Annotated in this window: 10 protein-coding genes; 8 read left to right on the plus strand and 2 right to left on the minus strand. The window is 72.7% G+C overall.

Going from position 1 to position 13,431, the window contains the following annotated elements:
- The first annotated feature begins 150 nt into the window (after positions 1-150).
- A complete protein-coding gene (locus tag ACFYPR_RS12335; RefSeq protein ID WP_363940152.1) occupies positions 151-963 on the plus strand; it encodes a DUF3097 domain-containing protein in 813 nt (270 codons plus the stop codon).
- 43 nt (positions 964-1,006) lie between these two features.
- Here ACFYPR_RS12335 and ACFYPR_RS12340 read toward each other — a convergent pair whose 3' ends face one another.
- The gene (locus ACFYPR_RS12340) at positions 1,007-2,320 is read right to left on the minus strand and encodes a serine hydrolase domain-containing protein (protein WP_355067145.1); all 1,314 of its coding nucleotides are present in this window, start codon (positions 2,318-2,320) and stop codon (positions 1,007-1,009) included.
- 121 nt (positions 2,321-2,441) lie between these two features.
- Here ACFYPR_RS12340 and ACFYPR_RS12345 point away from each other — a divergent pair, with 121 nt between their 5' ends.
- The 4 genes from ACFYPR_RS12345 to ACFYPR_RS12360 all read left to right on the plus strand — a co-directional run bounded on the left by ACFYPR_RS12345 (position 2,442) and on the right by ACFYPR_RS12360 (position 7,328).
- Positions 2,442-2,915 (plus strand): NfeD family protein, encoded by a 474-nt coding sequence (locus tag ACFYPR_RS12345; RefSeq protein WP_354861713.1) that lies wholly within the window; start codon positions 2,442-2,444, stop codon positions 2,913-2,915.
- Between the two features lie 5 nt (positions 2,916-2,920).
- The gene (locus ACFYPR_RS12350; RefSeq protein ID WP_387259811.1) at positions 2,921-4,027 is read left to right on the plus strand and encodes an SPFH domain-containing protein; all 1,107 of its coding nucleotides are present in this window, start codon (positions 2,921-2,923) and stop codon (positions 4,025-4,027) included.
- Positions 4,028-4,165: 138 nt separating this feature from the next.
- Positions 4,166-4,933: a hypothetical protein gene (locus ACFYPR_RS12355; RefSeq protein WP_387259813.1), complete on the plus strand. Its 768-nt coding sequence runs from the start codon at positions 4,166-4,168 to the stop codon at positions 4,931-4,933.
- A 193-nt stretch (positions 4,934-5,126) separates the two neighbouring features.
- Positions 5,127-7,328 carry a transglycosylase domain-containing protein gene (locus tag ACFYPR_RS12360; protein ID WP_387259816.1) on the plus strand — a complete coding sequence of 734 codons (2,202 nt, stop codon included), beginning with the start codon at positions 5,127-5,129 and terminating at the stop codon, positions 7,326-7,328.
- A gap of 10 nt (positions 7,329-7,338) precedes the next feature.
- Here the strand turns inward: ACFYPR_RS12360 and ACFYPR_RS12365 are convergent, their stop codons facing one another.
- Entirely contained in the window at positions 7,339-9,171 is a 1,833-nt protein-coding gene (locus ACFYPR_RS12365) for a thiamine pyrophosphate-requiring protein (protein WP_387185562.1), read from the minus strand.
- An 86-nt stretch (positions 9,172-9,257) separates the two neighbouring features.
- Here ACFYPR_RS12365 and ACFYPR_RS12370 point away from each other — a divergent pair, with 86 nt between their 5' ends.
- From ACFYPR_RS12370 to ACFYPR_RS12380, 3 genes are read left to right on the plus strand one after another with little or no spacing between them, the layout of a single operon-like run.
- Positions 9,258-10,118 carry an RNA methyltransferase gene (locus ACFYPR_RS12370; protein WP_354858433.1) on the plus strand — a complete coding sequence of 287 codons (861 nt, stop codon included), beginning with the start codon at positions 9,258-9,260 and terminating at the stop codon, positions 10,116-10,118.
- A 28-nt stretch (positions 10,119-10,146) separates the two neighbouring features.
- Positions 10,147-11,598, plus strand: a complete 1,452-nt coding sequence (gene argG / locus ACFYPR_RS12375; RefSeq protein ID WP_234588495.1) for an argininosuccinate synthase — start codon at positions 10,147-10,149, stop codon at positions 11,596-11,598.
- Entirely contained in the window at positions 11,595-13,400 is a 1,806-nt protein-coding gene (locus ACFYPR_RS12380; protein ID WP_387185565.1) for a PucR family transcriptional regulator, read from the plus strand. The genes argG and ACFYPR_RS12380 overlap by 4 nt, the downstream gene beginning before the upstream one ends.
- Positions 13,401-13,431: the final 31 nt, after the last annotated feature.

The following is a 13,431-nucleotide window of genomic DNA, read 5'->3' on the forward strand; positions in this document are numbered from 1 at the left end:
CTGATCCGCGGTTGACCGTCAGCCGCCGGGGCGCGGCGCTGCGACCCCGTCCCGCGTACCTCCCTGAGCGCTGGCGCAGCCGCAGACCTCGATGGGGTGGCGCGGTGTGTCGGGGGGCGGGGTGCTGGTGGGGGCGTTAGCGTGATCGACATGGCGGGGCGATACGGCGAGGACGTGCTGGCGGGGGACTGGCGGCGGCGAAAGGTCACCCCCGAGGTGGACGCCGAACCGGATCTCGTGGTGGAGGACGCCGACTCCGGGTTCTGCGGTGCGGTGGTGGGCTTCGAGGCCGGCGCGGTCGTGCTGGAGGACCGGCACGGCCGGCGGCGCAACTTCCCGCTGCTGCCCGCGGCGTTCCTGCTCGACGGCCGCCCGGTGACGTTGCGCCGCCCGAGCCGCGCGCCGGTGCCGGCGGCCCGCCGACGTACCGCCTCCGGTTCGGTGGCGGTGGACAATGTTCGCGCCCAGGTGGCCAAGGCCAGTCGGATCTGGGTGGAGGGCATCCACGACGCCGCCCTCGTCGAGCGGATCTGGGGCGACGACCTGCGTATCGAGGGCGTGGTGGTCGAGCCGTTGGACGGCATCGACGACCTGGACGCCGACGTACGCGACTTCGGCCCCGGCCCGACCCGACGACTCGGCGTGCTCGTCGACCACCTGGTGCCGGGCAGCAAGGAGAGCCGCATCGTGGCCCGGGTCAACTCGTCGTACGTGCTGGTGACCGGCCACCCGTACGTGGACGTCTGGCAGGCGGTCAAACCGGCGGCGCTGGGTATTGCGGCGTGGCCGGTCGTGCCGCCGGGGCAGCCGTGGAAGGAGGGGGTCTGCGCGGCCCTCGGGGTGGCCGAGCCGGCCGACATGTGGCGGCACATCCTGTCCCGGGTGAACAGCTTCGCCGACGTGGAGACCCCCCTGATCAACGCCATGGAACGCCTCATCGACTTCGTCACCGAGCCAGCCTGACCCGTCGCCCCGGCGGCGTGCCGGGGCGACGGGCGGGCGGTTCTCAGGGCTCCTGGTCGGGGCTGCGGGTGTAGACGAAGGTGGCGATGTCCAGCGCGACCGCGCGGCCCTGTCCGTCGCGGCGCACCGTGAGGATTTCGCCGTCCTGCCCACCGGCCCGACCCCGCCAGCGGTCCGGGCCCTCGGGAACGAACCGGAGGTTCGGTGCGCCGACCGGGCCGGCGTGCAGGTCGCCGGCTGCGTCCGCGTACACCTCGATGGTGGTGCCCATCCACCACCAGCGGCCGGTCAGCTCAGCGAGTTCGGCCGGCGGCGGGGCGGCGGCCGGAAGCCACGGGGTGACCGGGGCGGGTTCGGCGTCCAGCACCAGCGTGAGCAGTTGCCGGCCCAGCCCGCCGATGTGGCCGGTACGGAAACCGTAGGAGTTGGCGAAGCCGACGACAGCGGTGCGGCTGGGCCGGTGCACGGCCAGCGAGGCGACGTAGCCGGGCATGGAGCCGCCGTGTCCGACGTACACCCGGTCGCCTTCCCGGTGGAGCTCCACCCCGAGGCCGTGGCCGTGTCTCCAGGACTCCTGGTCGCTGATCACCACGGGCGAGCACATCTCGGTAAGCGTCTCGGCGGCCAGCACCGACGGGTCGGGGTCGGCCAGGAACGCCGCCCAGCGGCCCAGGTCCTCGATCGTCGACCAGAGCTGCCCGGCCGGGGCCATCGCCCCGGTGTCGGTACGCGGCTCCTCGCGCAGGGTGTCGTGCCAGGGGTGCACGACGTAGCCACGGGCGAACGGCTCGCTGGCCGCGTACGTGGTGCGGCGCAGGCCCAGCGGGGTGAGGATCCGCTCGTTGAGCAGGTCGGCCCAGGGCGTCCCGGTGAGTCGTTCGAGGATGCCGCCGAGCAACCCGTACGCCAGGTTGGAGTAGTGGTAGGTGAGGTGCGGCGGGTAGGCGATCTTGTCGGGGGTGACCCCGGCGAGCAGGGTGGTGAGGTCCACGCCGGCCGCCCGTTCCCACCAGTCGCCCTCGGGTTCGCGCTGGATGCCGCTGGCGTGCGCGAGCAGCTGGCGCAGGGTGAGCGCGCCGACGCTGGTGCCCGGCAGGTGGCGCTCCACCGGGTCGTCGACGGCGAGCCGGCCCGCGTCGCGCAACTGCATGATCAGGGTCGCGGTCATGGTCTTGCTGATCGAGCCCAACCGGTACTGGAGGTCGGCGTCCGGGCGGGGGTGCGCGCCGGCGGTGGCCAGGTGCGCCAGCGTGCCGTCGCACACCACGCCCAGCACCAGCGACGGGGTGTGGCCGTCGGCCTGGGCCTGCGCGACCCGGGCGTCGATCTGCCGGGCGGTCTCGGGCAGCAGCGTCAAGGGGATCTCCTGGGGTCGGGCCGCTGGTCGGTGGCGTTTCGGCGGGCCGGAAAGGGGCCTGGTCGAGCCTACTGATCTTCGGGGGGAGGTCGCGCGTGCGTTTGCGTGTCAGGATCGTGGTGTGGACGCCGTGGTGTGGATCGTTTTGGGTGTGGTGCTGGCGGTCGCCGAGATCTTCACGACGACCCTCTTTCTCATCATGTTCGGGCTCGGCGCCTTCGCCGCCGCCGGTGCCGCCGCTCTGGGTGCGCCGGTGGCCGTGCAGGCCCTGGTCTTCGCGGTGGTGTCCGCGTTGAGCCTGGTGGTGGCGCGACCGGTGATCAAGCGGCACCGCCGTTCGGCGCTGGAGAGCGGCGAACAGCCGTTCGGCGTGGAGGCGATCGAGGGCTCCACGGCGCTGGTGCTGGAGCGGGTGGACGCCGACAGTGGCCTCGTCAAGATCGACGGGGAGCTGTGGAGTGCCCGGCCGTACGACACGACGCAGACTTTCGAGCCCGGCGAGCGGGTTCGGGTGATTAAGGTCCGGGGCGCGACCGCCCTGGTCTGGCAGGACGATGTTTCTTCCGCCGGCGACTTGCCGGAAGCGAGAGGGTGAACGGGATGACAACAGTCGGGGTGCTGGTGATCGCGGTGGCGTTGATCGCCGTGATAACGCTGGCCAAGGCGGTGCGGATCGTGCCGCAGCAGCGCCAGGACGTGGTGGAACGACTCGGCAAGTACAAGCGCACCCTCAATCCCGGCCTCAACCTGCTGGTGCCGTTCATCGACGCGGTTCGCACCAAGGTCGACATGCGGGAGCAGGTGGTCAGCTTCCCGCCGCAGCCGGTGATCACCTCGGACAACCTGGTGGTCTCGATCGACACGGTTCTGTACTTCAAGGTGGTCGACTCGGTCCGGGCGACCTACGAGATCTCCAGCTTCCTCCAGGCCATCGAGCAGTTGACAGTCACCACGTTGCGTAACGTGATCGGTTCCCTGGACCTGGAGCGGGCACTGACCAGCCGGGACGAGATCAACCGGCACCTCTCGGGCGTGCTCGACGAGACCACCGGCCGGTGGGGCATCAAGGTGACCCGGGTCGAGATCAAGGCGATCGAGCCGCCGGCCAGCATCCGCGACTCGATGGAGAAGCAGATGCGCGCCGAGCGGGACCGCCGTGCGGCGATCCTGACCGCCGAGGGCCACAAGCAGTCGGTGATCCTCACCGCCGAGGGTGACAAGCAGTCGGCGGTGTTGCGGGCCGACGGTGACCGGCAGGCCCGGATCCTGCAGGCCGAAGGTCAGGCGAAGGCGATCCGGACGGTCTTCGACGCGATCCACCAGGCGAACCCGAGCCAGAAGGTGCTCGCCTACCAGTACCTGCAGGCTCTGCCGCAGATCGCCCAGGGCACCGCCAACAAGGTCTGGATCGTCCCGGCCGAGCTGACCAAGGCTCTGGAGGGGATGGGTGGCGCGCTCGGTGGGCTGAGCCAGATGGTGGGGGATCTGCCCGCACCGGAGGCCGCGGACCAGGCGAGCCAGGTCGAGCGCGAGGCCGCGGAGGCCGCGCAGGCCGCGGCGGACGCCGCCCAGCAGATCCACGACGAGGTACGCGTCGCCGAGGCGCAGGCCACCGGTAGCAAGGGGCCGAAGGGGCTCCCCGCTCCCGAGCCGGTCACCCCGGCCAGCCTGACCGAGGACCCGGCTGATCAGCGCGAGCGCGGCTGATCCCGTCAGGCCTTAATGCGAGAAAGACTCATGGGGCGCTCCGACGCCTGCCACGATCGGTCCTAGGACGGGTGGTGACCAGGCAATCGGGGCGCCCCGGCGCGTCTCGCACCGCTCGTGGACGAGCGAGGTGAACGCATGAAGGATCCCGCGAATCGGATGTGGTCCTCGGCCCCGGTGCCCGGCGCGCACGACCCCGCTGGCCCACTGGGCTCCCGAAGCAGCGGCGGCGGGTTCGGCGTACTGCCGTTCGTCGGCGAGCCGACCCCCGCCGGGCCGGCCACGAACGCCAGCTGGGCCTGGTCGGTGCGCAGGTTCGCACGGGCCGCGGTCTGGCTGTTGCCCGCGTACGCCATCCTCTACGGCGCGGTGGCGATGGCCAGCGACGGCGGGGTGGGCAACGACCCCTATCCGGCCAACGGGCGCGCCGTCTACCTGATCGGCTGGGTGGCCGCGGTCTGGCTCGGCCTGCTCGCGCTGCTGGCCCTCACAGGGCTGCTCGCCGCGACGCGCAGCCGCCGGGTGGCGGCGGCCGGGCTGCTGGTCAGCATCGCCGGCACCGTGCTGATGCTGCCCTTCGCCGGGCTCGCCGAGCAGACTCCGGTCTTCGGCGCCACGGCGCGGTCGCTTGTCCTGGTCGGCGCCACCTTCTACAGCGTGGGCTGGTTCCTCACCGGGTGGGCGGTGGCCCGCTCGGGCATGTTCAGCCTCGGCGACGGCGTCATGCTGGTCATCGCAGCGCCACTGCTCGGCCTGGGGGGTGCCCTGATCGGCTCGCTGCAGACCTTCGGCGCGATCTTCGTGCTGATCGCCGGCATCGGCATCGGCTACCGCTCCGGCCGCCTGATGCCCCGCGAAACCGCCCGAGACGCCGCCAACGCCAGCCTGAGCACCCCAAACCCCTGAAGCGCCCGCGCGGGCGTCCTCCCGCTGCCGTTGATCATGATGTTATTGCCTTCGGCCTCGGCGTGTCGTGGCAATAACTTCATGATCAACGCGGGCCGGGGGCTGGGTGGGGGCTGGGCGGGGGCCGTGAAGTTGGTGACAGTTGGGAGGCGGGGGTGGTCGGTTGGCGGTTTTTGTGGCAATCCTGGGGAGCATGGCCGCCTCTCGCTCGCCGCTGTCGCGGCTGTTCACCGTGCTGCTCGCCGGCGTGCTGGCCGGGCTCGCCCTGGCCGTCGCCGCGCTCCCGGGCAACCTGCTGGTCGGGTTCGCCGCGCGCGCCGCGATCGGGTCGTACGCCGCGTTGCCGGCCTCGCTGAAGACCCCGGCCACCCCGCAGCGCTCGTACCTCTACGCCAACGACGGCAAGACGCTGCTCACCACGTTCTACGACGTGAACCGCACCGACGTCGCGCTGGCGGACATCGCACCGGTGATGCGGCAGGCGATCGTGGCGGCCGAGGACCGGCGGTTCTACGACCACGGCGGCGCGGACCTGCGGGGCCTGGCCCGAGCGCTGGTCGCCAACGTCAAGGGCGGCGGCACCGAGCAGGGCGGCTCCACGCTGACCATGCAGTACGTCCGCAACGTGCTCAAGACCGACCCCACCCGCACGCCGCAGGAGCGCGCCGCCGCCACCGACCCGACCGTCGGTCGCAAGCTCCAGGAGATCCGGTACGCGGGCGCGCTGGAGAAGAGCCTCGGCAAGGACGAGATCCTCAACCGGTACCTGAACATCGCCTACTTCGGCTCCGGGGCGTACGGGATCGCGGCGGCCAGCCAGCGCTACTTCGGCAAGCCGCCGGCGAACCTGACCCTCGCCGAGTCGGCGTTGCTCGCCGGCCTGGTGCAGTCCCCGGACGCGTACAGCCCGATCAGCGGCGACAAGGACGAGGCGCTGGCCCGCCGGTCGTACGTGCTGGACTCGATGGCCGCCACCGGCGCGATCACCGCCGCGCAGGCCGCGCAGGCCAAGGCGGAGCCGCTGACCCTGCACCCGACCGCGCAGCCCAACGGCTGCACCGCCGTCGCCCAGGGCCACGACGACTGGGGCTACTTCTGTGACTACCTGCGCCAGTGGTGGCTGACCCAGCCGGCCTTCGGCGCCACCACCGCCGAGCGCGAGCAGGCCCTGCGCTCGGGCGGCTACACAGTCGTCACCTCGCTCGATCCGCAGGTCCAGGCCACCGCGCAGCAGCAGGCCACCAAGGTGTACGGGTACGACAACAAGCGCGCCCTGCCGATCGCGGCCGTGCAGCCGGGCACCGGTCGGGTGCTGGCGATGGCGGTCAACCGGCACTACAGCCTCGCCGACAACCCGGCCGGGCAGGCGAACTACCCGAACACCGTCAACCCGTTGATCTCTGGCGGGGCCAGTGTCGACGGCTACCAGGCGGGTTCGACGTTCAAGCTGTTCACCATGCTCGCCGCGCTGGAGTCGGGCCGTACCCTCTCCACCGGGTTCGACGCGCCCGCCAAGCTGCCCACCCGGTACGCCGCCGAGGGGCCGGGCAGTTGCGACGGCCGCTGGTGCCCGGCGAACGCCAACCCGGACTGGATGGACGGGTACCGGATGATGTGGGACGGCTTCGGCCGTTCGGTGAACACCTACTTCGTCTGGCTGGCCGAGCAGGTCGGCCAGGACAAGGTGGTGGAGATGGCGCAGCGGCTGGGCATCACCTTCCGCGCCGACACGGACGCCGCCTTCGCCAAGGACAACGCCGCGAACTGGGGGTCGTTCACCCTGGGCGTCGCCGCCACCACCCCGCTGGACCTGGCCAACGCGTACGCCACGGTGGCCGCCGAGGGCACCTACTGCACGCCGGTGCCGGTGGTCTCGGTGACCGACGCGAAGGGCGCGACGGTGCCGGTCGGCCAGCCGTCCTGCAAGCGGGTCCTCGACGCCGACGTGGCGCGCGCCGCGACCGATGCGGCCCGCTGCCCGGTGGGCCAGCAGTCGCCGTACGGGCAGTGCAACGGCGGCACCGCCACCGGCGTGAACGACATCCTCGGCGGTCGGCCGGTGGCCGGCAAGACGGGTAGCTCGGAGGAGAACGCCACCGAGACGTTCGTCGGCTTCACCCCGCAGGTGGCCGTCGCCGGCATCGCCGCCAACCCGGACGACCCCGCCGACTCGGTGGGTTCGGCGGTGCAGAGCAAGGTGATCGACGCGGTCGCCCGGGTCATCGCCACGGCGGTGAAGGGTCAGCCGGAGATGGCGTTCGTCGCGCCGAGCCGCGAGCTGGCCGGCGAGCCCCGCCGCCCGGTGGAGCGCCCCGCCGTCCCCGAGCGCCAGCAGCCCACCCAGGGCCAGGACCCGCGCTCGGCCCTGCAACGCTGGCTCGACCGCCGCGGCTGACCCGGCGGGGTCAGCGCTCGCGGCGGCGGGGGCGGTAGCTGGCGATCGTCGCGGGGAGGCCGCGGCGGATGATGCCGGCCCAGTCGGTGTCGCCCCGTAGCACCGCCGCTGCGGTCTTGCGGGCCTGCTCGGCGGTGAAGTGCGGCGGCAGCATCAGCTCGGCCGGGTCGACCAGCGCGTTGATGACGACCGGCCGGTCGGCGGTCAGCGCGCGCTCCCAGACGCCGGGCACCTGCTCCGGCGCGTCGATGAGCTCTCCGTGCAGCCCGAGCACCTGGGCCCACTGGTGGTAGCCGATGTCCGGCAGTTGCTGGCTGTCCGGGAACATCGGCGTCCCCTCGCTGGAGCGCTGTTCCCAGCTGACGAACGCCAGGTCCCGGTTGTTGAGCACCAGCACCACGAACCGCGGGTCGGCCCAGCCGCGCCAGTACTTCGCCACGGTGATCAGCTCGTTGACGCCGTTCATCTGCATCGCCCCGTCGCCGATCAGCGCGACCAGTGGCCGGTCCGGGTGGGCGAACTTGGCGCTCAGGGCGTACGGCATGGCGCCACCCATGGACAGCAGCGTGCCGGAGAGGCTGGCCAGCATCCCGGGCCGGACCTGCACGTGCCGGGAGTACCAGGCGGTCGCGGTGCCGCAGTCCACGGCGAGCATCACGTCGTCGGGGAGCCGGTCGCTGAGCGTGGTGAACAGCAGTTGCGGGTTGACCGGGTCGGCGGTCTGCGCGGCCAGGTCGCGCTGGACACGCCGCCAGGCCGAGGTGGTCTCGGCGATCTCGGCCCGCCAGGCGGTCGGCCCGGGGCCGGGGCCCAGCTCGTCCAGTAGCGCCCGCAGGGTCGGACGGGCGTCGCCGGTCAGGTTCACCTCGGTCGGGTAGCGCAGCCCGAGCTGGGTGCCGTCCAGGTCGATCTGCACCGCGCGGGCCTGACCGGGTGGCGGGTAGAACTCCGAGTACGGCATGTTGCTGCCCACGATCAGCAGCCGGTCGCAGCCGGTCATGAGCTGCCAGCTGGGCCGGGTGCCGAGCAGCCCGATCGCGCCGGTCACCCACGGCTCGCGATGGTCGACGACGGTGAAGCCGAGCAGCGCGGTGGCCACCCCGGCGCCGAGCCGGTGAGCGATCTCGCGGACCTCGTCCTGCGCGCCGAGCGCGCCCTGCCCGACCAGCATGGCCACCCGCTCGCCGCCGCGCAGCACCTCGGCGGCGCGGCGCAGGTCGGCCTGCGGCGGAATGGTCGGCGTGCTGCTCGGCACGTTGCTGGTGTGGTAGTAGCCGTGCGCGTGCGGCGGGTCCGGGATGGCCGGCTCGTCCTGCAGGTCCGACGGGAGCACCAGGGCGGTGACGGTACGCCGGGACAGCGCCGTGCGGCACGCCCGGTCGACGAGGTGACGCACCTGCGCCGGGTGGTCGAGCTGGGCCAGGAACGCCGCCGCGACGTCCTTGTAGAGGGCGAGGAGGTCGACCTCCTGGTAGTAGCCGCCGCCCTCGGCGGTCACCGCGGTGTGCCCGACGAGGGCGACCACCGGCTGGTGGTCGAGCTTGGCGTCGTACAGGCCGTTGAGCAGGTGGATGGCGCCGGGCCCGCTGGTCACCAGCGCGCAGCCCAGCGGCCCGCCGCCGTACTTGACGTGCGCGGAGGCGGCGAAGCCGGCGGTCTCCTCGTGCCGGACCTGGACGAACTGGGCGCGCTCTTTGGTGCGTTGCAGGGCGGAGGTGATGCCGTTGATGCCGTCGCCGGGATAGCCGAAGTAGCGCCGCACGCCCCAGCTGAACAGGCGGGAGACGATGTGGTCCGCGACGGTCGGTCGCCGGGGCAGCGCGCCCGCTTCGCCCGGTGCCATGTGGTCTGCGCTCACCTGGCTGGTCCTTCCCGTCGGGTCCGGTATTCCACCGGTCGTTCCCCGTCTCGACCGGACAAAACACCCCGTTGGGCGGCCATCCGGAGCGGGGGTCGGCCGTCCGGCAGAATCGGCGGGTGCCCGTCCACGAGATCACCGACCCCGACGACGACCGGATCGCCGACTACCGCGCGCTCACCGACGTCGAGCTACGCACCCGCTGGGAGCCTCCGCACGGCCTGTTCATCGCCGAGGGCGAGTTGGTGCTGCGCCGGGCGCTGCGCGCCGGCTATCCGGCCCGGTCGTACCTGGTCGACGCCAAGCGCGTCGACCAGCTCGCCGACCTGGACACCGGCGACGCGCCCGTCTACGCCGCCACCCAGGACGTGCTGCAACGGGCCACCGGTTTCCACGTACACCGGGGGGTGCTCGCGTCGTTCCACCGCCGCTCGCTGCCGACGGCGGCCGAGGTGCTCGCCGCCGCGCGCCGGGTGGTGATCCTGGAGGACGTCAACAACCACACGAACCTCGGCGCGATCTTCCGGGGCGCCGCCGCGCTGGGCATCGACGCCGTGCTGCTGTCGCCGTCCTGCGCCGATCCGCTCTACCGGCGCAGTGTGCGGGTCAGCATGGGCGAGGTCTTCGCGATGCCGTACGCCAAGCTCGAACGCTGGCCCACCGGCCTCGACGAGGTACGCGAGGCGGGCTTCACCGTGCTCGCCATGACGCCGGCGCCGGACGCCGTACCCATTCAGCGGTTGACCCCGGCGCAGCGCGCGCGGGCGGCGTTGCTGCTCGGCGCCGAGGGTCCCGGTCTCACCGCGGCGGCGCAGGCGGCCAGCGACGTGCGGGTGGTCGTCCCGATGCGGCGCGGCGTGGACTCGTTGAACGTCGCCGCCGCGGCGGCGGTGGCGTTCTGGGAACTGGGTCGCGACGATCCGCTTGCATGACCATGCGTCTTGCTGAATAATCTTCCCCGTGTCCAAGGTTCTCACCTCCCTGCCCATCGGCGAACGTGTCGGCATCGCCTTCTCCGGCGGCCTCGACACCTCGGTCGCGGTCGCGTGGATGCGCGACAAGGGCGCCGTCCCCTGCGCCTACACCGCCGACATCGGCCAGTACGACGAGCCCGACATCGGCTCCGTGCCCGGCCGTGCGCTCAGCTACGGCGCCGAGGTCGCCCGGCTGGTCGACTGCCGCGCCGCCCTGGTCGAGGAGGGCCTCGCGGCGCTGACCTGCGGCGCCTTCCACATCCGCTCCGGCGGGCGGGCGTACTTCAACACCACCCCGCTGGGCCGGGCCGTGACCGGCACCCTGCTGGTGCGGGCGATGATCTCCGACGACGTCCAGATCTGGGGCGACGGCTCGACCTTCAAGGGCAACGACATCGAGCGGTTCTACCGCTACGGCCTGCTGGCCAACCCGCAGCTGCGCATCTACAAGCCGTGGCTCGACACCGACTTCGTCACCGAACTGGGTGGGCGTAAGGAGATGTCGGAGTGGCTGCTGGAGCGCGGCCTGCCGTACCGGGACAGCACCGAGAAGGCATACTCCACCGACGCCAACATCTGGGGCGCGACGCACGAGGCGAAGACCCTGGAGCACCTCGACACCGGCATCGAGACGGTCAGCCCGATCATGGGTGTCCGGTTCTGGGACCCGTCGGTGGAGATCCCGACCGAGGACGTCACGATCGGGTTCGACCAGGGTCGCCCGGTGACGATCAACGGCAAGGAGTTCGGCAGCCCCGTCGACCTGGTGCTGGAGGCCAACGCCATCGGCGGCCGGCACGGCCTGGGCATGTCCGACCAGATCGAGAACCGGATCATCGAGGCCAAGAGCCGGGGCATCTACGAGGCGCCCGGCATGGCGCTGCTGCACGCCGCGTACGAGCGGCTGGTCAACGCCATCCACAACGAGGACACCCTGGCGAACTACCACAGCGAGGGCCGCCGCCTCGGTCGCCTGATGTACGAGGGCCGTTGGCTCGACCCGCAGGCGCTGATGCTGCGCGAGTCGTTGCAGCGCTGGGTCGGCACGGCGGTCACCGGCGAGGTGACGCTGCGGCTGCGCCGGGGCGAGGACTACTCGATCCTGGACACGACCGGCCCCGCGTTCAGCTACCACCCGGACAAGCTGTCGATGGAGCGCACCGAGGACTCGGCGTTCGGCCCGTCCGACCGGATCGGCCAGCTCACCATGCGCAACCTGGACATCGCCGACTCGCGGGCGAAGCTCGAGCAGTACGCCTCCCTCGGCATGGTCGGCGGCGCGGCACCCCAGCGGATGATCGGCGCCGCGCAGGCAGCCTCGACCGGGCTGATCGGCGCGATGCCCGAGGGCGGCGCGGAGGCCATCGCCTCCCGGGGCGTCGCCTCCGCCGCCGACGAGGCGCTCGACCGCGCCGCCATGGAGTTCGGCGTCGACTGAGCGGCCCCGGCACGTCGAGGTCCGGGGTCACGGACGGTAGCGTGGCGGCCGTGTTCCCTACCGTCCGTGAGGTCCTCGCCCTGGATCCCGTCCGCCACGGTGCTCCCCGCGTGGTCGCCGGGGACGCCGGGCTGGACCGGCCGGTCCGCTGGGTGCACGTCGCCGAGGTACCCGACATCGCCACCCTGCTCGGCGGCGGCGAGCTGGTGCTCACCACAGGCATCGGGTTGCCGGCCGATGACGCGGGCCTGCGCGCGTTCATCGGCGACCTCGCCGACGTCGGTGTCTCCGGGCTCGTCGTCGAACTGGGCCGCCGGTACGTCAGCGGCGTACCCCGGGTGATGGCCGCCGCCGCCGAGCGGCGCGGCCTGCCCCTGGTCGAGCTGCGCCGGGCCACCCCGTTCGTGCGGATCACCGAGGCGGTGCACGCGCTGATCGTCGACGCGCAGCTCACCGAGCTGCGGGCCGCCGAGGAGATCCACCAGCGGTTCACCGACCTCTCCGTCGAGGGCGCCGACGCGGCCGAGGTGATCCGGCAGGCTGCCGAGCTGTCCGGGTGCCCGGTCGTGCTGGAGAACCTGTCCCGGCAGGTCCTCGGGTACGACCCGGCGGGGGAGAGCGCCGAGCTGCTGCTGGACGGCTGGGAGCAGCACTCGCGGCGGATCCGGCCGGCCGGGCGCACCGCGTACGACCCGGACAGCGGCTGGCTGGTGACGGTCGTCGGCGCCCGCGGGCAGGACTGGGGGCGGTTGCTGCTGCGCTGGCCGGCCAGCGGAGACGCGCCCAGCGCCCGGCCTGGCGAGCCGACCGTCGCCCCGCCCACCCGGCTCACCATCCTCATCGAGCGGGCCGCGTCCACCCTCGCGCTGGGCCGGTTGATCCGCCGCGACGCCGAGGGGCTGGAACGGCAGCTGCACCGCACCCTGCTCACGGCGTTGCTCGACCACTCCCGACCGGTCGACGAGGTGGCGCTGCGCGCCAAGGCGCTCGGTGTGGCGCTGGACCGCCGGCACCTCGTCGGCGTGATGGTTCGCCACCGTGGCGACGACCCCGCCGGAGAGGGCGGCCCCGAGGCCGGCCAGGCCCGGCTGCGGGACCTGTCCGAGGCCGTCGGCCAGGCACTGCGGGAGGCGAAGCTGACCGCGCTCACCAGCGCGGTCGACGACAACTCGGTGGGCGCGCTGCTGGCCCTGCCCGACGCGGCCGCCGAGGACCGCGCGCTGACCGCGTTCGCCGGCGCACTTCGTCGGGTACGCCTCGACGCCGGCACGGGCCGGGCCACGTCCGCTGCCGATCCGTCCCGGCTGGGGTCGGGTGTCGACGCGCTGCGGGGCAGCGTCGGCGGCGCGTCGGCCGGACTGATCGTGGCCGCCGGGTCCGGGGTGAGCAGTCTGCGCGAGGCTCGACGGTCGCTCGTCGAGGCGCGGCAGATCGTCGAGGCGGCCCGACGGGACCGGCGTGACCTGCCGATCTTCCGACTGCCGCACGTGGGCCTCGCGGGGCTGCTGCACCTGCTGCGCGACGAGCCCCGGCTACAGACCTTCGTGGAGCGCGAACTCGGCCCACTGCTGGAGTACGACGCCCAGCACCCCCGGGAGCGGCTCCTCGACACCCTGCGCGCGTACCTGGAGCAGGGGCGCAACAAGTCCGCCGGCGCCGCGGCCGCCCACCTGTCCCGACCGGCCTTCTACGAACGCCTGGCCCGCATAGCCCGCATCCTCGACGTGGACCTCGACTCGGTAGAGGCAAGCCTCTCCCTGCACGTGGCCCTGCTGGCCCTGGAAGCAGTCCGCACCCCCTGACCCCCTCCCTCTCTGCCCCCCACCTCCCGCG

This window comes from Micromonospora sp. NPDC005254, assembly GCF_042872525.1.
Classification (GTDB): Bacteria; Actinomycetota; Actinomycetes; order Mycobacteriales; family Micromonosporaceae; genus Micromonospora.